Origin of the sequence: Leisingera sp. M527 (genome assembly GCF_025141525.1) — a bacterium.
Classification (GTDB): Bacteria; Pseudomonadota; Alphaproteobacteria; order Rhodobacterales; family Rhodobacteraceae; genus Leisingera.
Genome location: NZ_CP081037.1, coordinates 1098351 through 1117722, shown reverse-complemented (window position 1 = coordinate 1117722; position 19372 = coordinate 1098351). Strand labels below are relative to the sequence as shown.

The following is a 19372-nucleotide window of genomic DNA, read 5'->3' as shown; positions in this document are numbered from 1 at the left end:
GTCCGGCCAATGAAAATATCGTGTCAACCGGAGCCGCCCGGGAACGCCTGCGGATAGATCAGCTCCGCCACCGGCACATCATCGCCCCGCCGCAGGATCAGTGTGTATTCCAGCGGATAGGGGCTGCTGAGCTTTTGCGCCCGCTGCAGGCTGAAGCCATAGCGCCCATAGAAGGAGGGCTTGCCCAGCACCACGATGGTCTCAGGGAGTTTTCCATCAATTGCCTTCGTCGGCATTTCATAGCATTGCGCCAGCTCCTGCAGCATCCGGGTGCCGAACCGCCACGGACCGCGGTACAGTTGGTCCTCAGTCCCCCCAACTTCCATATTCGGATTATTCTCGGCCAGCTTGCCGCCCTGCCATTCCGGCCGTACCGCCATCGGTGCCAGACAGGCCCAGCCCTCCGGCGCCTGCATCCGGCTCAAAGCATAGTAGCCGCCAATCTTGCCATCCCAGGACTTGCGGAACTCAAACAGCATGTCCCCGTCCGCCCGTAGCTGCCGCACCAGCCGCGCTTCGGCATCAGTGGGAAAGGCGGTCAGCAAAACCGCCTCGACCTCATCAAAATGCTCTTCCTTCACCTCGTTCAACGTATCCGGCCCGACAACCATTCCAATCCTCCCGCGTTCACCTTTGCACAAATACTCCCGCCGGAGGCAGGCCCGCAAGGCGGGCCTTCTGTACCCGCCAAAACAAAAAGGGGCCGCCCAAAGGCAGCCCCAAATTCTTGCAGTCTTAAGCGGTGCAGCTTCCGGCAGCTTGGCCTTAACGGTCAATCGCCTGTCGCCTCATCACAAATCCCGATGGGATCTGTGATTACATCATGCCGCCCATGCCGCCCATGCCGCCCATGTCGGGCATGCCGCCGCCGGCGCCTGCGCCTTCTTTGGCGGGCTTGTCGGCAACCATGGCTTCGGTGGTGATCAGCAGACCGGCAACCGATGCGGCGTCTTCCAGAGCGGTACGCGCCACTTTGGCCGGGTCGATCACACCGAAGGCGAACATGTCGCCGTATTCTTCGGTCTGAGCGTTGAAGCCAAAGTTCTTGTCGGAGCTTTCGCGGACCTTGCCGGCCACAACCGCACCGTCAACACCGGCGTTTTCGGCGATCTGGCGCAGCGGCGCCTCAATCGCTTTGCGCACGATCACGATGCCGGCATTCTGGTCGGCGTTGGCGCCTTCCAGGCCTTCCAGCGCCTTGCCGGCCTGAACCAGAGCAACACCGCCGCCGACGATCACGCCTTCCTGCACAGCTGCGCGGGTTGCGTTCAGAGCATCGTCCACACGGTCTTTGCGCTCTTTCACTTCGACTTCGGTCATGCCACCGACGCGGATCACGGCAACACCGCCTGCCAGTTTGGCAACGCGTTCCTGCAGTTTCTCACGGTCGTAGTCAGATGTGGTTTCTTCGATCTGAGCGCGGATCTGGCCAACGCGGGCTTCGATCTCGGCTTTCTGGCCTGCACCGTCGACGATGGTGGTTTCGTCTTTGGTGATTTCGATCTTCTTGGCCGAACCCAGCATGTCCATGGTCACGGACTCAAGCTTCATGCCCAGATCTTCGGAGATCACCTGGCCGCCGGTCAGGATTGCGATGTCCTGCAGCATGGCCTTGCGGCGGTCGCCGAAGCCCGGTGCCTTGACAGCAGCAATTTTCAGGCCGCCGCGCAGCTTGTTAACAACCAGGGTTGCCAGCGCTTCGCCTTCGACGTCCTCTGCAATGATCAGCAGCGGCTTCTGCGACTGGATCACCTGCTCCAGCAGCGGCACCATGGCCTGCAGCGAAGACAGTTTCTTTTCGTGCAGCAGGATCATGCAGTCTTCGAGATCTGCAATCATCTTGTCGGCGTTGGTCACGAAATAGGGCGACAGGTAGCCGCGGTCGAACTGCATGCCTTCGACAACAGTGGTCTCTGTTTCCAGACCCTTGTTTTCTTCGACGGTGATCACGCCTTCGTTGCCGACTTTCTGCATCGCGTCAGCAATCTGCTGGCCGATTTCAGCTTCGCCGTTGGCAGAGATGGTGCCGACCTGGGCAACTTCAGCGGAGTCTTTGACTTCGCGGGCCATCTCTTTGATGCCGGCAACAACGGTCGAGGTCGCCAGGTCGATGCCGCGCTTCAGGTCCATCGGGTTCAGGCCCGCTGCAACCTGCTTCAGGCCTTCTTTGACGATGGCCTGGGCCAGCACGGTGGCGGTGGTGGTGCCGTCGCCGGCTTCGTCGTTGGTGCGGGAAGCAACTTCCTTCACCATCTGGGCGCCCATGTTTTCGAACTTGTCTTCCAGTTCGATTTCCTTGGCAACCGACACACCGTCTTTGGTGATGCGCGGCGCGCCAAAGGATTTGTCCAGAACCACGTTGCGGCCTTTCGGGCCCAGGGTCACTTTCACGGCGTCAGCCAGAATGTTGACACCGTTCAGCATGCGGTTGCGTGCGTCGGTTGCGAATTTGACGTCCTTAGCAGACATATTTCATTCTCCTCGAGAATTTCTGTTTGGCAGCGATAATAGGGGGGGCAGAGAAGCCGGGCGGCTTACTCGATGATCCCCATGATGTCGCTTTCTTTCATCATCAGCAGCTCTTCGCCGTCGACGGTGACCTCGGTGCCGGACCACTTGCCGAACAGGATCTTGTCGCCAGCCGAAACAGCCATCGCAATCAGCTCGCCGCTGTCCTTGCGCGCGCCTTCGCCGGTCGAGACGACTTGGCCTTCGCTCGGCTTTTCTTTTGCGCTTTCGGGGATGATCAGACCGCCCGCGGTTTTTTCTTCGCTTTCGGTGCGACGCACCAGTACGCGGTCATGAAGCGGTTTCAATGCCATCTTTGCAGCTCCTTAAAGGCTCAAAGGTTGTTATCCTTTGCCCCGCTCCCTGGCAGGGCAGTTATCACTCACATCTGCTGAGTGCTAACGAGGGGAAGCTAGGAATGCCCCCCTCCCTTGTCAACACGGAATCAGCAAAAAAATGAGGGCGCCGACGCGCCCTCTGCTGTCTTCGGAAATTCCGCTTACGCCACCTTGTCTTTCAAATGCGCAAAGCTGTCCTTGAAGCGGCTGAACTTACGCGCGCCGCAGGTCACCGGCTGATACCGTGCCGGGTTTTCCGCGCTGACGCAGCTGTCCAGCGGCTGGATCACGGCATCTGCATCCGCATCAATGAAGAACGGGATCGAATAGCGCTCGCGCCCCGAGGCATTCACCACCCGGTGCAGGTTCGCAAGATACAGATCATTGGTCAGCCGCTGGATCAGATCGCCGATGTTGATCACAAAAGTCCCGGCAATCGGCGGCCCTTCGACCCAATCCCCATCACGGTTCATCACCTGCAACCCGCCCACGTCATCCTGCGTCAGAATTGTCAGGCTGCCGTAGTCTGTATGGGCGCCGATGCCCATCACGCTCTCATCAATCTGCCCCTCTTGCGGCGGGTAATGCAGCAGCCGCTGGATGGTGATCGGGTCCTGCATCCTGGGCACAAAGAAATCCGCCTCCAGATCCAGGCTGACCGCAATTGCCCGCATCAGCCGTTCTGCCAGGCCTTTCATCTCCTGATGATAGCCATAGACCGCCCGTTCGAATGCAGGCCGCTCCGACGGCCACAGGTTGGCGCCGAAAAACGGCGCGGTGCCGCCGGGGCATTCCGGCCCGATGTCAAAGCATTCCTTCAGGTCCTTGGTCTTCTTGGGGTCGGTGTTTTCGCCGAAGATCTCGATGTAGCCGCGCAACGCCAGCCCGGATTTGGAGATATGCAGGTCCATTTTGTCCGCCAGCGGCAGATCAAAGAACGCCCGTGTCTCATCAAAGGCGCCGTTCACCACCGCCTCGGGCACCCCGTGGTTCCTGACGTAAAAAAATCCCGCGTTGGTCAGCGCCCAGCGGATTTCCTTGGCCACCTCGAACAGGCTGCCGCCGCTGTTCAGCGCGCTGATGTCGATCACCGGGATCTTGTCGAAGGATTGCCGCTGCGCCCGCAGCCGGTCCTGCAGCCGGTCGATGTCCTGATGTGCCATTGCTGTCTCCCCCTCATGCAAAGCTAGGCCTGTCATCGGTCTAGAGGCGCGCAGGCTCAACAGGGAAAAATCGCAACTGAGTTGATCTCAATTCATCTGAACCGCGTAACAAGCGATGCAATAAAGGCGGTATTAGGTTTAGATGCGAGTATAGAATTCACCTTTATGACTCTTTCGGCGCCTCATCCTCCCAGCTGCCGGCCCAATGCACCAGTCCCGCACGGCCCGCATCCGTCAGCTGATAGATGCCGGTCGCCACCCGCTCGAACCAGCCGTAATGGTTGCTGGCCATCAATTGCGTCGCGCGCGCAACACCGGTGGCTTTGGCAACAACGGCCCCCTTGCAGGCGCCCGCAACGGCCAGATGCGCTGCACAGGCCAGCGCATCCTGGCGGTAGGCCGTAACAATGCCATGCCGGGTGGCACCGCCCGCATTGGGATCGCCGCGCAATGTCTGAAACTCGCGCAAAAGCCGGGCCTGCTTCTTCTTCGACTTTCGCGGGGCATAAGGGCCGGGGTCGCAATGCACCTCGGCCCGGCCGTCCGCCAGCACCGTGATCAGCCCCAGTCCCAGCCGCCGGCACAGCGCCAGATTGTCCTTCATCATCCGCCGCGCCTGCCGCCCTCCGGGCCGCGGCACCGCGATATAGACAAGGTCGGTGACCGCCAGCCGGGCCACCGCCTGGTGAAACAGCGACAGCGAAAACTTCAGCTTCAGTTCGACAATCACCATTGGCTCCGCGCCGCGGACACCCACCACATCGGCGGCGCCCACCTCACCCTTCACCTCATAGCCCTGCCCTTCCAGCAGCGCCTTTACCGGCGCATACAGCTGATCCTCGCGTTCCATCGCCCATGACTGGCAGGTCGCGCCGCCGATGGCAATCCGCGGCACGGATTTGCGGCCCAGACGCAGGGTTTTGCATTGCCGCCCCCGGCGCCGCACCCTAGGGTCATACATCCAGGCTGCTGTTCCGGAACCGGTGAGAGGGCTTAGAATGAAACCGATAGCACTTGCACGCGCCCTGGCAGTTGGGCTGGCACTTGGCCTGGCCCTGCAGGCCCCTGCCGCCATGGCCGCCTGCCGCGGCATCGACTACCGCGACCATCTGCCCGCCGCCACCGCGGCACGGCTGGAGCGCGAGATGGCCGCCACCCCGTATTCGCGCGGCAACCACTGGGTCGCCACCAAGGGGAACCGCACCATACATGTGATCGGCACTATGCATGGCGGCGATGCCCGCATGGCCAAGGTGATGCGCACCCTGCGCCCGGTGCTGGCGCAAGCAGGCGCCATTTATTTGGAAACCTCCGACTCCGATCTGGAACGCCTGGACCGGATGCCTGATGAGCTGGCCCGCAGTTTCCTGCTGCCCAAAGGCCAGGAATTGCGGCACCTGCTGCCTCGCGACGCCTGGGAGCGGTTCCAGCTGACGGCCCAGGTGACCGGCGTCAATCCGGAAACCATGAACCGAATGCAGCCCTGGGCGATTTCTATGTTTGTGGTGCAAAGCGGCTGCCGCCCCTACGGCTTTGGCCTGCGGCGCGGGCTGGACGACCGGATATCCGATTTCGCCCGTCGCAAGCGAATCCCGCTGGGGGCGCTGGAAACCCCGGAACAGGCGCTGGCAGCAATTGCCAGCCTGCCGCTCAGCGATCAGGCCCGGATGCTGGCGCTGGAACTGGAACTGGTGCAATCCGGCAAGCCCGAGGATGCCACCCCGGTTGAAGCCTATTTCGACCAAAGCGTCTGGACCTCCTTTGTCCTCGCCCCCTGGATCAGTGCCCAGTACAGCAGCTTCTCCGGCGCCGAAACCGCGCGGCTTTGGCGGCAATACAACCGCCGCCTGCTGGATCAGCGCAACCAGCGCTGGATGACACCCATCCTGGCCGCCCGGCAGGACCGGATTGCCGTCGCCGTCGGGGCTGCCCATCTGCCCGGCAAAAACGGTGTTCTGAACCTGCTGAAAGCCAAGGGCTTCAGCCTCGCCCCGGCGCCGTGGTAAGGCGGCTCCCGTCCGCACTCAGATCTCAGGACCCTCCCGTTATGCGGCTTTTCCTTTGCCTGTTCTTCCTCTTGCTGCCCGCCTCATTGAGGGCGGCCTGCACCGGCACCGACCTGCGCACGGCCCTCGCCGCACCGGACCGCGCCCGCATCGAGGCGCGCACCGCCGCTGTGCCCTTTGCCGAAGGCAACCACTGGATCGCCCGGCGCGGCACCCGCACGCTGCATGTGATCGGCACCCTGCACATCAACGATCCGCGGATGGAGGCCATCACCGCCCGGCTGGCCCCCTTGGTACGCCAGGCAGACCTTCTGCTGATGGAGGCCAGCCCCGCCGACAAAGCGGCGTTCGAGGCCGAACTGGGCCGCACGCCCTCGCTGATGCTGATCACCGACGGCCCCAGCCTGATCGACCGCCTGCCCGCCGATGAGTGGGAGGCCCTGGCCGCCAAGGTCCGCAGCCATGGCATGGCCCCCTGGATGGCTGCCAAGATGCGGCCCTGGTTCCTGGCGATGACAATGTCATTCCCGCCCTGCCTGCGCCAGGACAAGGACATCAAACGGGGCCTTGATGTGCGGCTCAGCAAGCTGGCTGAAGACGCCGGTGTTGCCCTGCAGTCGCTCGAAGATCCGATGAGCGTCATCCGGATGATGGACGCCGACCCGCTGGAAGAGCAGGTCCGTCAGCTGCGCGCCTTTACCGCCATGATGGGCGGCGGCCAGGACAGTTTCATCACCACGGTTGAGGCCTATTTCGACCAGCAAGCGCTGAGCGCGCTTTACCTGAGCGAACGGGACTTCCTGCAAAGCGGCGCCCTGACCAGGGCAGAGCGCGAAACCCTGTGGGCAGAGGCGATGGACGGGCTGCTCGACCAGCGCAACCGCAACTGGATCCCGGTGATCGAAGCGGCCAGAGGCGACCGGATCGTGGTGGCCGCCGGCGCCTTGCATCTGCCAGGCAGGGCCGGCCTGCTGAACCTTCTGCGGCAAGAGGGCTACAGGCTGGAACGCGCCCCGTTCTAGGCACAACGCCGCATTGCAGCGGCTGCGGGGTGACAAGCCTGCGCGCCAGCCCTATAAGGCGCGCAAATCTCCCTTCGGACCTCTTGAGTGAACAGGACTGCCCCATGACCATCCAAGTTTTCGGCCATAAATCCCCCGACACCGATTCCACCGGCTCCCCGATCATCTGGGCCTGGTATCTGAACGAGGTAAAGGGTGCCGCAGCCGAGCCCAAACTGCTGGGCGAACCGAACACCGAAGCGGCCTTCATGCTGCAGCGCTGGGGTTTCGAGAAGCCCGCGATCATCGCCGACGTGGCCGATGACGCGGCTGTGGTCATTGTTGACACTAACAACCCCGCCGAGCTGCCTGCCAATATCAACGGCGCCGATGTGCAAGCGATCATCGACCACCACAAGCTGGTCGGCGGCCTGGAAACCAAAGGCCCGATCGACATCACCATCCGTCCGCTGGCCTGCACCGCCACCATCATGCACGACCTGATGGGCGATGACGCCGCCAAGATGCCGGACGCGATCAAGGGTGCTGCGCTGACCTGCATCCTGTCCGACACGCTGGAATTCCGCTCGCCGACCACCACCGCGCATGACAAGGCCGTGGCCGAAAAACTGGCCGCTGACCTGGGCATTGATATCGCCGGTTACGCCGCTGAAATGTTTGCCGCCAAATCCGACGTCTCTTCTTTCTCGGACGCGGAACTGCTCCGCATGGACTCCAAGGAATACGCCGTCGAGGGCACCAAATTCCGCGTCTCCGTGCTGGAAACCACCGCGCCGGGCGTGGTGCTGGACCGCAAGGCCTCGCTGATGGAAACCATGACCTCCGTTGCGGCAGAGGACGGTGTTGACCAGGTGCTGCTGTTCGTCGTGGACATCCTGAACGAGGAAGCCACCCTCCTGGTGCCGAACGATCTGGTGAAAACCGTGGCCGCCAAAAGCTTTGGCGCCGATGCGGCAGGCGACACCGTGGTGCTGCCGGGCATCATGTCGCGCAAAAAGCAGATCATCCCGAACCTGAAAGTCTAAGCGCCGCTGCCGGACCGGACCGCAAAAGGCGCCCCGCAGGGCCCAGCCCCTGACGGTAAATGTTGAAAAAAAGACCTCGGTTGGCCACAAAATGGCCAATCTACCTCTTAGAAACTCTCTTGAACGTCTCCTTGGGGGATTTTGGAGGGTTTCCACATGAACGACCTCTCGAAGATATCTTCAAGAGACCTCGGCCTTGAGCACCGGCTGCCTCTCCCCTTCGAGGGTGTTGATGTCAATTTCCGCCGGAACCCGCAGTGCTCAGGGCTGGGACTTTCTCCAGATCCATACAAGCGGCCTTTGGGTAGCCCAGCGGCACCGCCCGGAGAAATTCGCGGCGCAGTGGTCGGCAGTCGCCACAGTGAGTTTTCCGGGCTGGATATATGCCAAGGCAATGCCCCGGTTCCCGGCCCGTTCAATGAGGGTGCCGCTGACGTATTCCGGGCCGTTGTCGACTCGAATTGCCCTAGGGGCACCACGCCATTCGATGATCTGGTTCAGGGCTCGAACAACCCGTTCCGCAGGCAGTGAGAAGCCGATCTCAATGCCCAGTCCTTCGCGGTTGAAGTCGTCCAGAACGTTCTGCAGCCGGAATTGCCGTCCATCCCCCAGCCTGTCGGCCTTGAAGTCCCCTATCGGCGATGCTGGCATCGCCTGCCGGGCAGGGATCGACCAGACCTCATTCGGGACCTCAGGCACAGCCAGTTCGTCCGGCTTTTCCCGCTTCAGACGCTTGCGCGGCGTTCGCCATTGGGCTTGAACCAATGGCGCCTCAATGGCTCACTCCGCAGGTTCAGCTCCAGTTCGTGGCAGATCCGGTAAACCCGCTTGTGGGTCCACCGATGACCCTGCACATTGCGCAGATCCAGGAAACACGGGCCAAAGCCCCAGGTCTTCCTTGCCGCCGTCAGGCCGAGGAGCAGGTCGGCGATTTGCTCGTTCTCCCCGTCCAGCTTCGGGCTGTACCGGTAGCATGTCTCACTGACATCGAATGCCCGGCAGGCCAGCGCAATGCTGACGCCTTTCATCGCCACCGCTTTCACGGCCAACTCCCGGCGCTGACCCTCTCGGGACATTGCTGCGCAATGCCCTGCCGGGCAGTGGGTGGCCGGATCATTTTTTTCCGAGCGCCTCCTTCAGCAGGTCGTTCTGCATGCTGACGTCAGCGTGCATGCGCTTCAGCCGCCGGTTCTCCTCGGACAGCGCCGCTCGCCATTGCCCTCGGACCAATGGCGGACATTAGCTCGCTCTCACTGATGAGACTGGCGTCCATGCCGCCATACTTCGCCCGCCACTTGTACAGCGTGGCGCCGGTTCGGCGGGGAATTGATCCACTGGATCAATTCCGTTTCCGCCTCACTCCCATGCTCGCGGCACAGCTCGGCGGCAGGCACACCGCCCTCCATTTGGCGCAGCACACCCAAGATCTGGGCTTCTCTGAATCGTGTCTTCTTAATCGGAATCTCCTCGTTCACCCTGCCGAGAAAATTCTACTTCCGCATCCCCTTAAGATCGGGGGGATGACCCCGGTTGGATACGGTTCAAAAGAAACGCCCGCGATGAAGCTCGGGGTTGCTCGCGGGCGCATCTATGAAAGGGACTTTTTGTAAGCCTGTATCAGCGTTTCTTGGGAAGGTTTTTGTAGTTCCGAACCTCGATCCAAGCGATGTCGTCAAAAAAAATATCCGTCGCCCAGTTTCATAAGCAGGGACCGATTTCCCTTTTACTTCGACATAGAGGACTTTCTCGTCCCAGTGGAAGCAAACGCTCTCACAGAGAAACATATACTCAGCTCCCTGAGCTCTGGCATGACCTTTCTCCGAAAGCCCCCATAGCTGAAAACACAGATAAGGGAAGAACCCTTCGCATGTAGGGACTTCACCATTTGCCGGCCAATCTTCAAGAACTGCATCAAACCGATTCATCACAACCTTCTATTGTGCAGGCTCAGGAAATTGGTTCACGGAATAGAATGAAAAATGATCCCGCCATCGAAATAGCGGGATCAACATTTTCCGTCAGGGGCTGGCCCGCAGGGCGCCTTTTTTTCATTGCGGCAGGACCCTCTCCGGCTGCGGTGCCCCGTCGAAACGGCGCTGCCACCACTCACTCCTTTACCTGCGCACCTGCCGGAAACAGCGGCCTGTCCTTAAACAGCGGCCCAACCTTTGCGCAACTTCGGTCCCGCTGTAACTCCGGCCCTGGCGAGCGGGCACTCAATATATGGCGCCGACGGCCCAAAGGCAGCGGCCGCGGCGGAGCCTGGACCGGGTTCAGGCAGATTGCGCCTGAGGCGCGTCCCCGGCCGGGGGCCAAGCCTCGCTGCCATCGTTAAAGTCTTCCCAGCGCGCACCGTCAATGCTGGTGTCCTTGGCTTCCGGCACCGGCTGCGGCGGATCCGCTGGCGCCCGTTTCGCGGCAGCAGGCTGATCCGCCGGGCGAGCCGGTTGCGCCGCCGGCGGGCCGTCGCGCAGGACAAACTGGCCGACCACCTGATTCAGCCCCACGGTCTCATTGTTCATGGCGCGGATCGCGGATCCGGATTCCTCAACCATGGAGGCATTCTGCTGGGTCACCGAATCCAGCTGGGAAACGCCGATGTTGATCTCGTTCAGCCCCTGCGCCTGTTCGGCGGACTCGCTGGAGATACCAGACACCAGGTCGGCAATATTGGTCACCTGGCTGACGACGGTCGTCAGCGCCTTGCCCGCGCCGTCCACCTTTTGCACCCCGTCCTTCACATGCGCCGTGCTGGCGCCGATCAGCGTCTTGATTTCATTGGCCGCATCCGAGGACCGCTGCGCCAGCGCCCGCACTTCGGAGGCAACCACCGCAAAGCCGCGCCCGACCTCGCCTGCCCGGGCGGCCTCAACCCCGGCGTTCAGCGCCAGCAGGTTGGTCTGGAAGGCAATGTCGTCAATCACGCCGATGATCTGCGAGATCTGGATGGACGAGTTTTCAATCTCGTTCATAGCGGCAATTGCACCTTCGACCACACGGCCGCTGTGTTCGACATCCGCACGCGCGGTTTCCACCGCGGATTGCACCTCCTGCGCGTTGCGCGCCGATGAATTGACACTCGCGGTCATTTCTTCCAGCGCTGCTGCGGTTTCCTCCAGTGTGGCAGCCTGGCTTTCGGTGCGGCCCGACAGATCCTCAGAGGCGGTCTGGATTTCATTGGACTGCCGCTGAATGCGCGCGCCAGCCCGGACCACGTCGGCCATCAGCTCATTCAGCTTGTCGACGGTTTCATTAAAGTTCACCCGCAGCGGATCGTAATCAGCGCTGAACTGTTCAGAAATCCGGTCGCTGAGATCGCCCTCGGACAACCGTTTAAGACCGCTGCGCAACCGGTCGATGACCTTTTCGCTTTCCTCACGCAGGGCGTTCTGCTCGTCCAGCGCGGAAATAACCCGGCCCGACACCGCATCGATGTCCTTGGCAATTTCGCCGAAGTCATCGGCGCGCATCCGGTCAGCAACCTTAAGCCCCAGATCGCCCTCGGCCACTTCCCGCAGAGCCCCGCGCAGCCGGGCAATCGGGCGCACAATCGTCAGGGTGACTTGCCGCGCGTTGCGAGCAATCACCAGCAGTGCCGCCACTGAGAACCCGATCAGCATATACAGCAGCTGCATGTCATGTGCCCGCGCCTGCTGCGCAGTCTGCTCAGCAAACGCTTTTATCTCTTTACCCAGCGGCGCCAGCAGCCGGTTGAGAGCCTCATACTGCTCTTGCAGCGGCGGCAGCGCGGCCTCAGCGGCGGCTTGATCCGTATAGGCCAGCCCTTCAACAGCTTGAGCCGCCTGGATGAAAGTCTCTGCCGCCGGAGCAAGCTCTGCCACTTTCTGGCGGATTGCATCGGACATTTCGACCTTTTGCAAGGCCGCGACTGCATCCCGGAGGCTCTGGATGTCGCGGGCAAGCTTGGCCTGAAAATGCTCCTTCTTGGCGGCGGGCCCGTCCGGTCCGACCAGCAGGGCGTGGACCGCGCCGGCCTCAATCGCATCGTGCATCTTGTCGGCCATCAGCTCATGGCGGATGACCGCCGTGGCATTGATTTGCCGTTCCAGTTCAAGCTCGCTTTGCCACAGGCTGTAGACGGACATCGCCGCAAGCACCAGGACTGAAACAGTGGAAACCACACCGGAAATGACCAGCCGTGTTTTTATCGGAAGATTACGGAACATCGCTAACACACCATTGAGTTGCTTTCCATTCACCCTATGAGAGAGTCGTTAAAAAAGCCTTGGACACTCAGCAGCGCGGCCCCAACGGGTGGCACCAAAATGGATCCGGGACCCTTGCGCAGCAGATGCGGCGGCGCCGGTGCGGGGCGGAACGAAAAGGAACCACCCCGCAGGCCGCCCCTGGCGGCAGGCGCTCAAAATGACCTTAGGTTACGGGATTTACTGCACTTTTTGAAGTTCGACTTTGGCGTCTATCTGCTCCATCGTGGCCAGAACCGTTGCCAGACGCTTGGCATCAGGCGGATGCGTGCCCCAGAAGGACAGCCTGCCCGCTTCGGTGCGCGCGGCTTCTGGCCGGGCAAAAAATCTGGCGCCCTCAACCGGGTCATAGCCGGATGCATGGGCAATTCTTGTGCCCAGCGTATCGCTCTCCAATTCATAGGTTTGGGAATATGCAGTGGAGCCGGCCGCTGCGCCGACATCCATGCTGGTGCTGACCAGCGAAGGATCATAATAGCCGGAGTCCGCCGTGGCGGCAGCTGTTATCACCCCCAGGATCAGCGCCCCGGCCAGCGCCTGCTGCTTTTGTTTCTCGATATGGCGGCCCAGCAAGTGGCCGTATTCATGGCTGAGTATAAAGGCCACCTCGTCATCGCTGGCGGAATCCCGCAGCATCGGCATCGAGATGCGGATGACCGGCTTGTCTTCGCGATAGGTGAAATAGGCGTTGCGCTGCTTCATCTTGCGGTCAATGCCGATATTGACGTTGCAATCGAAGTTGCTGCGCTCGGCGGTCAGGGTTTCGCAGTATTTCCGGCCCACCGGGCTGATCCGGGCCGCGACCCGCTTGAACCGGCGTTCTGCGGCGGCGGCTGACAGGGTTTTACGCGGGCCTTGGCTGCGGGCGTCAGCGAACATCCGGGTTGCCGCCTGGGATTGCGCCTGGCCCGGTTCAGGCAACTGAAAAGTGGTGCCGCAAGCGCCCAATCCGGCTGCAAAAGCCAATGCCGCCAGGGTTCGAAAAATCGGTTTCATGTAATCTCCGTTCAATTGAGAAGGGTATCATTGAGAAAACCGCTGCACCGTCAACTGCTGACGACGGGTTGTTTCCAGCCGTTGCGCCGCTGGCCATTTCCTGCAGCCTCTGCCATAGCTGTGGCGCATACATTCACACGCGCGAAGGCCCGGCCATGACCCAGATCATCTCCTCCCTGTCCGAAGTCTCCAGCCGCTACAAAGCGCTGTTTGTCGATCTTTGGGGCTGTGTGCATAACGGGATTACCGCATTCCCCGAGGCCGTTGCGGCGCTGCAAGCCTACCGGAAGCAGGGCGGCATCGTGGTGCTGGTGACCAATTCACCGAAACCGCGCGCAGGCGTGGCGGCGCAGCTGGGACAGTTCAACGTGCCGGATGATGCCTATGACACCATCTCGACCAGCGGTGACAGCGCCCGGGCGGCGATGTTCACGGGTGCTGTCGGCACATCGGTCTATTTTATGGGCGAATGGGAGCGGGACGCGGGGTTTTTCGAGCCGCTGCATGTGATCCATGAACCGGTGGAGATCACAAGGGTGCCGCTGCGCGAGGCCGAGGGCATTGTCTGCTGCGGCCCGTTTGACACTATGGCGGATCCGGAGGTGAACCGGGCGGATTTCCTCTATGCCAAGCAGATGGGCATGAAGCTGCTGTGCGCCAATCCGGATATCGTGGTCGACCGCGGCGAGAAACGGGAGTGGTGCGCCGGAGCGCTGGCGCGGCTTTATACGGAAATGGGCGGCGAAAGCCTGTATTTCGGCAAGCCGCATCCGCCGATTTATGATTTGGCACGGCGGCGCCTGACCGAACTGGGGCATGATTTTGCCGATTCCGAGATTCTGGCGATCGGCGACGGGCCGCATACGGATATTGCCGGCGCCATGGGCGAAAGCATCGATTCCCTGTTCATCACCGGCGGGCTTGCGGCCAGAGAGACAAAGACATCGGTCCAGCCGGACCCGGACGCGCTTGCGGCCTATCTGGCGCAGGAACAGTCCGCACCCAGCTATGCCATTGGTTTTTTACGGTAAACCTGCCTGAGCCAGCCCCCGGCCCGGCACGGAGCACCCTGTATTTTGAACAAACCCCGCCCGAACCGGCGGGGTTTTGTTATGTGAGAAATGTCTTGATTTTCTGCAGTTGCAAAGTAATAAAGTTGCGCAAGCGGCCAATCCGGCGCGCAAAAGTTACAACGCCAGACGGTCAAGCCACGCGATCAGGATAGATGATCGGGCCAGAAGATCAGGACCAGGCGAACGGAGGATGAGATGTTGGACAACCTGCCGCGCGGAACCATCTGCATTGAAGACATCGAAATGGGGATGGTGCGTTACCTGCGCAAAGTCATCACCGATGAGGACATCGAGAAGTTCGCCGAAGTCTCGACCGACCGCAATCCGGTGCATCTGGATGACGAATACGCCCAGGACACCATTTTCGAGGGCCGCATTGCCCATGGGATGCTGACCGCGGGGCTGATTTCGGCAGTGATCGGCGAGCAGCTGCCCGGCCATGGCACCATCTACATGAGCCAGTCGCTGAAATTCCTGGCCCCGGTGCGCCCCGGCGACATGGTGCTGGCCGAGGTCGAGGTGACCGACATCGTGATCGACAAGCGCCGGGTCAAGCTGGAGTGCCGCTGCATCGTCGACGGCAAGAAGGTGCTGGTCGGCGAGGCCATGGTGATGGCGCCGTCGCGCAAATTCGACTGAGACTGCAAGCTGCGGCAGGCAAGCTGGCGCCGCGGGCTCAGACGGGTCCGCAATAAAAGGGGGCCTTGCCCCTTCGGCGCCTGCCGGGCCGGGCTTCGTCCGTTCGGGTCTGAAATGATCCCCCGGATCATTTCCGGGACGCCCCTCGCCCCAAGGGTATTTCAGACCAGAAAGAAGCGCGTTGGCAGCCGATTGGCCCTTGCGCGCCGCCGGGCAAGCGCCTGCCCGCCCTCACGGGCCGACGATTTGGATCTAGCACAGTCCCCAGCAACTGGGAAAATGCTTTGCCTGGATAAAACGGCAGGCACCAGCCTGTTGTTGCGCCCCCCACGGGCAGGCGCCCGGCCAGCCGGTTCCCTCCGCCGCCACTGGCCGCTTGAACCGCCCGGCGCATGGCGCTACGGATGCGCCATGCGTATCGTCAGAGATTATGAATTCGTCGAAGACCAGGACCGGGGCGCCACTGTCGCCATCGGCAATTTCGACGGCGTGCATCTGGGCCATCAGTCGGTGATCGAACTGGCCCGCAGGGCAGCCCCCGGAGCACCCTTGGGGGTGATGACGTTTGAGCCGCACCCGCGCGAGTATTTTGCGCCCGAGGCGCCGCCCTTCCGGCTGATGCGGGCCGAGACCCGCGCCCACCGGCTGGAGAAGCTGGGGGTTACGCGGCTGTATGAGCTGAACTTCAACACCGCGCTGTCCAGCCTGACACCGGAAGAGTTTGCCCGTGACGTGATTGCCGGCGGACTGGGGCTGGCACATGTGGTGGTGGGCGCCGATTTCTGCTTTGGCAAGGGCCGTGCGGGCAATGCCGAAGACCTGCAGCGCTTCGGCGCGCAGTATGGTTTTGGCGTCACCATCGCGCCTTTGATGGAATATTCCGAACACGCGGTCTCCTCCACCGCGATCCGCAATGCGCTGAGCGAGGGCCGGCCTGCCGATGCCAAGGAGATGCTGGGCCATTGGCACCGCATTGAGGGCGTGGTGATCGGCGGCGAGCAGCGCGGGCGGGAACTGGGTTTTCCGACCGCGAACATGTCGATTGAGGGGCTGCACCAGCCGCGGTTCGGCGTCTATGCGGTGCTGGTGGATGTGCTGGACGGGCCGCATGCGGGCAGCTACCTGGGCGCGGCCTCGATCGGGGTGCGGCCAATGTTTGACGGCGTGGTGCCGAATATCGAAACCTTCCTGTTTGATTTCTCGGGCGATCTTTATGGCGCGACGCTGTCGGTTGCGCTGGTAGCCTTTTTGCGGCCCGAGCTGAAGTTTGACGGGCTGGAAGCGCTGATTGAACAGATGGACGCGGATTGCACCACGTCCCGCGAAATCCTGGTGGCGCTATGAAACCTGAGAAAGACGTGATTGACCGTTCGGGTCTGGGCAAGCGTTTCTGGGAGAAGAAACCGCTGGCCAAGCTGAACCAAAAGGAATGGGAAGCGCTGTGCGACGGCTGCGGCAAATGCTGCCTGAACAAGCTGGAGGACGAGGAGAGCGGCGAGGTCGCCCTGACCCGTGTCGCCTGCCGCTTGCTGGATGATGACAGCTGCCGCTGCGCCCAATATCCGATCCGCCATCAGTTTGTGCCCGAATGCATCGTGCTGAAGCCGGAGAACCTGGATACCCACGCCTATTGGATGCCGGAAACCTGCGCCTACCGGCTGCTGTGGCAGGGCAAGCCGCTGCCGGAATGGCACCCGCTGCTGACCGGCACCCCCGGCAGCGTGCATGAGGCCGGCGTGTCGGTGCGCGGCTGGACGGTATCCGAGTTCGAGATTTCCGAAGACGAGTGGGAAGACCACATCATCGAAGAGCCGCTGGGCTGACGGCAGCCTGGAGGGCCGCGCAGGCCGGGCAGGAATTGCAATGCCCGCCCCGCAGAAAGAAGGATCCCGCTTATGCACTTTGCTTCTGACAATTCCGGCCCGGTGCCGCAGCAGATCCTGGATGCCCTGGCCAAGGCCAACCAGGGCTATGCCATGGGCTATGGCGCGGATGCGGAAATGGCCGAAGTGACGGCAAAGATCCGCGCGATTTTCGAGGCGCCGGAGGCATCGGTGCATCTGGTTGCCACCGGCACGGCAGCCAATGTGCTGGCGCTATCGACCCTGGCGCAGCCCTGGCAGACGGTGTTCTGCACCCGCCCGGCGCATATCCTGCAGGATGAGTGCAACGGACCGGAATTCTATACCGGCGGCGCCAAGCTGACGCCGGTGACGGATGCGGACAAGATGACACCGGAAACTTTACGTGCCGCGATTGAAGGCGAGGAAGTGCGCGGTGTCCACGGGCCGCAGCGGGGACCGGTGTCGCTGTCGCAGGTCACTGAATTCGGCACGGTCTATTCAGTTCCGGAAATTGAAGAACTGGGAGCGATGGCCCGCGAATACGCGCTGCCGGTGCATATGGACGGCGCCCGGTTCACCAATGCGCTGATCCCGCTAGGCTGCACCCCGGCTGAGATGACCTGGAAGGCCGGCGTGTCGGCACTGTCCTTTGGCGGCACCAAGAACGGCTGCTTGGGGGTCGAGGCGGTGATTTTCTTTGATCCCGGCCACGCGCAGGAGTTCGAGTACCGCCGCAAGCGCGGTGCGCATCTGTTTTCCAAGCACCGCTATCTGTCGGCGCAGATGCTGGCCTATCTGACCAATGACCTGTGGCTGGACAACGCCCGCACAGCCAACTCGAATTGCGCGATGCTGGCCAAAGGGCTGCAGGCCGCGGGCGCCCGGTTCACCCATCCTGCCCAGGCCAACATGATCTTTGCCGCCATGCCCCGCAGCACCCATCAGCGGCTGTTTACAGCGGGTGCAGTCTATCATCTGTGGGACGGGCCGTTGCACGGGCCGGAGCATGAGCTGGTCACCGCCCGGTTTGTCTGCGACTGGTCCGCAACCGAAGAGCAGATCAGCGCGTTCCTCAACCTGCTGTAAAGGGCGGCAGTGCAGCGGGCATTGTTAAGGGGCCGGGTGCTGCCAGAAGGCGCATAGGCTTTTGGCGATGGCGGCCGCAAACTGGGTTTTGCGGTGGGCCACCCCGACCTGGCGCTGCACGGGAGTGTCCGTGCTGAGCGGCCGCACCGTGATCCCCTGTTGCGCGCGGGCATGGCCCATGGGCACCAGCGCCACGCCCAGTCCGGCAGCCACCAGATCCAGCAGCTGGGCGTCATGCACGGCTTCGGCAACGATGGCGGATAGCGCCTGTTCCTGCAGCAGCAACTGATCCGCTCCGGGGCAATAGGGCCGTGCGATCAGCGGCTCGCCCGCCAGATCGGCCAGGGTCAGTGCCGCCTGCGCGGCCAGGGGGTGATCGCGGGGCAATGCGGCGCCATAGGTTTCCTGCCACAAGGCCTGGAACGTGCAGCCCCGCGGCACGCAGCCATCGGAGCAGAACAGAATATCCGCATCCTCGCGGCTGTTGGTGAACTGGAACGTCAGCGCCGCATTGTCCCGGCGCAGGCCGGACAATGCGGCCTGAAAGGACGCCACCAGAATATCCGGCTGGCAATGCACCCGCACCGCCTGCGGTGCCCGTCCGGTCAGCCGCTGCTCCAGCAGACTGAGCTGCGCCAGCACGGCGCCCGACTGGCGGTACAGCTCGTGCCCCAGCGCAGTTGGCGCAAGCCCGTCACGGCGGCGCAGGAACAGGGCGCCGCCATAGTGTTCTTCAAGTTTTGAGACCGCCGCCGAGACCGACGGCTGGCTGACCCCGTTCATCCGGGCCGAGGCGCTGAAGGTGCCGGTGTCATAGGCGGATTGAAAATAGCGGAGCGGGGCAAGGTCCATCATAGCCAAAGACTATGCCATTAATAGGCATCAAAGCAATTAACTTTGATACTTCTGCGTGGCTAAGTGTCTGCGAAAACAGCAGCACAGAAGGACAACACCATGAAGGACGCGGGCATTACGCAAGGGGCCGGGACCACGGACCCCGTCATCGCGCAGGTTCTGAAACATTTCGAAGCCGGGGATCCGGCGATCATGGGGCTGATTGCTGCGGATATCGATTTCCGCATTGATCACTACAAGGATGACGCCGATATCGCCTGGCAGAGCGCCACGGATATCGAAGGTTTTGCCCAGGTGCTGACCCGGCTCGGCCAGGAAGTGTTTCCGCAGGGCACGCAGATCCTTGCGGCGGACTCGCAGGACCTTGGCAATGGCTGGTTTCTGACCCGGTTCGAGCAGCGGTTCTTCTATGCCCGGATTGCAGCAATGGCAGAGAGCGTCACTTTTATCACCACCCATCAGGAAGACGGGAAGATGGATTTCTTCCGCGAGGTGGTGACAACAGTGACGGAAATCTGACCTCCCGGCGGCGCATCAGACCTGCGGCGCAAGCGAAACGCAACTGGGCCGCACAAGGCCAGCCGCAGGTCA

The 19372-nt window shown here is 62.0% G+C and carries 18 protein-coding genes and 1 pseudogene; 9 read left to right on the top strand and 10 right to left on the bottom strand.

Annotation, left to right across the window (positions count from 1 at the left end; all coding sequences use genetic code 11):
• Nucleotides 1–23: 23 nt before the first annotated feature.
• From K3555_RS05545 to K3555_RS05525, 5 genes are all read right to left on the bottom strand, one after another.
• Nucleotides 24–611 (bottom strand): GNAT family N-acetyltransferase, encoded by a 588-nt coding sequence (locus K3555_RS05545; protein WP_260007704.1) that lies wholly within the window; start codon nt 609–611, stop codon nt 24–26.
• Nucleotides 612–816: 205 nt separating this feature from the next.
• Nucleotides 817–2469, bottom strand: coding sequence for a chaperonin GroEL (gene groL, locus K3555_RS05540; protein WP_259990879.1), 1653 nt, complete (start codon nt 2467–2469; stop codon nt 817–819).
• A 65-nt stretch (nt 2470–2534) separates the two neighbouring features.
• Complete coding sequence (locus K3555_RS05535; RefSeq protein WP_027258120.1) at nt 2535–2822, bottom strand: co-chaperone GroES; 288 nt, start codon at nt 2820–2822, stop codon at nt 2535–2537.
• Between the two features lie 185 nt (nt 2823–3007).
• Nucleotides 3008–4009, bottom strand: coding sequence for an isopenicillin N synthase family oxygenase (locus K3555_RS05530; protein WP_260007703.1), 1002 nt, complete (start codon nt 4007–4009; stop codon nt 3008–3010).
• A gap of 163 nt (nt 4010–4172) precedes the next feature.
• Nucleotides 4173–4859 (bottom strand): DUF2161 domain-containing phosphodiesterase, encoded by a 687-nt coding sequence (locus K3555_RS05525; RefSeq protein ID WP_260008495.1) that lies wholly within the window; start codon nt 4857–4859, stop codon nt 4173–4175.
• A 148-nt stretch (nt 4860–5007) separates the two neighbouring features.
• Between K3555_RS05525 and K3555_RS05520 the strand changes: the two genes are divergently transcribed.
• The 3 genes from K3555_RS05520 (at nt 5008) to K3555_RS05510 (ending at nt 8062) form a co-directional block, all read left to right on the top strand.
• On the top strand, nt 5008–6015 hold the full coding sequence (locus K3555_RS05520) for a TraB/GumN family protein (protein WP_260007702.1): 1008 nt from the start codon (nt 5008–5010) through the stop codon (nt 6013–6015).
• Between the two features lie 41 nt (nt 6016–6056).
• On the top strand, nt 6057–7037 hold the full coding sequence (locus K3555_RS05515) for a TraB/GumN family protein (RefSeq protein ID WP_260007701.1): 981 nt from the start codon (nt 6057–6059) through the stop codon (nt 7035–7037).
• A 104-nt stretch (nt 7038–7141) separates the two neighbouring features.
• Nucleotides 7142–8062, top strand: a complete 921-nt coding sequence (locus tag K3555_RS05510) for a manganese-dependent inorganic pyrophosphatase (RefSeq protein WP_259990870.1) — start codon at nt 7142–7144, stop codon at nt 8060–8062.
• Between the two features lie 366 nt (nt 8063–8428).
• Here the strand turns inward: K3555_RS05510 and K3555_RS05505 are convergent.
• The 4 genes and pseudogenes from K3555_RS05505 to K3555_RS05490 form a co-directional block, all read right to left on the bottom strand.
• Nucleotides 8429–9519: pseudogene (locus K3555_RS05505) on the bottom strand (transposase); the annotation flags it as partial.
• 84 nt (nt 9520–9603) lie between these two features.
• Entirely contained in the window at nt 9604–9987 is a 384-nt protein-coding gene (locus K3555_RS05500) for a hypothetical protein (RefSeq protein ID WP_260007700.1), read from the bottom strand.
• Nucleotides 9988–10335: 348 nt separating this feature from the next.
• Nucleotides 10336–12249, bottom strand: a complete 1914-nt coding sequence (locus K3555_RS05495) for a methyl-accepting chemotaxis protein (protein WP_260007699.1) — start codon at nt 12247–12249, stop codon at nt 10336–10338.
• Nucleotides 12250–12468: 219 nt separating this feature from the next.
• Nucleotides 12469–13284: a M48 family metalloprotease gene (locus tag K3555_RS05490; RefSeq protein ID WP_260007698.1), complete on the bottom strand. Its 816-nt coding sequence runs from the start codon at nt 13282–13284 to the stop codon at nt 12469–12471.
• 155 nt (nt 13285–13439) lie between these two features.
• On the opposite strand from K3555_RS05490, the gene K3555_RS05485 reads away from it, so the two are divergent.
• The 5 genes from K3555_RS05485 (at nt 13440) to K3555_RS05465 (ending at nt 17926) form a co-directional block, all read left to right on the top strand.
• Nucleotides 13440–14315, top strand: coding sequence for a TIGR01459 family HAD-type hydrolase (locus tag K3555_RS05485; protein ID WP_260007696.1), 876 nt, complete (start codon nt 13440–13442; stop codon nt 14313–14315).
• Nucleotides 14316–14552: 237 nt separating this feature from the next.
• Nucleotides 14553–14996, top strand: coding sequence for a MaoC family dehydratase (locus K3555_RS05480; RefSeq protein WP_259990862.1), 444 nt, complete (start codon nt 14553–14555; stop codon nt 14994–14996).
• A gap of 411 nt (nt 14997–15407) precedes the next feature.
• A complete protein-coding gene (locus tag K3555_RS05475) occupies nt 15408–16340 on the top strand; it encodes a bifunctional riboflavin kinase/FAD synthetase (protein ID WP_260007694.1) in 933 nt (310 codons plus the stop codon).
• The gene (locus K3555_RS05470) at nt 16337–16819 is read left to right on the top strand and encodes a YcgN family cysteine cluster protein (RefSeq protein ID WP_260007692.1); all 483 of its coding nucleotides are present in this window, start codon (nt 16337–16339) and stop codon (nt 16817–16819) included. Before K3555_RS05475 ends, K3555_RS05470 begins: the two co-directional genes overlap by 4 nt.
• A 72-nt stretch (nt 16820–16891) precedes the next feature.
• Complete coding sequence (locus tag K3555_RS05465) at nt 16892–17926, top strand: low specificity L-threonine aldolase (protein ID WP_260007691.1); 1035 nt, start codon at nt 16892–16894, stop codon at nt 17924–17926.
• Between the two features lie 24 nt (nt 17927–17950).
• Here K3555_RS05465 and K3555_RS05460 read toward each other — a convergent pair whose 3' ends face one another.
• Nucleotides 17951–18781: a LysR family transcriptional regulator gene (locus tag K3555_RS05460; RefSeq protein WP_260007690.1), complete on the bottom strand. Its 831-nt coding sequence runs from the start codon at nt 18779–18781 to the stop codon at nt 17951–17953.
• A 99-nt stretch (nt 18782–18880) separates the two neighbouring features.
• Here K3555_RS05460 and K3555_RS05455 point away from each other — a divergent pair, with 99 nt between their 5' ends.
• Nucleotides 18881–19300, top strand: a complete 420-nt coding sequence (locus tag K3555_RS05455; RefSeq protein WP_260007689.1) for a hypothetical protein — start codon at nt 18881–18883, stop codon at nt 19298–19300.
• Nucleotides 19301–19372: the final 72 nt, after the last annotated feature.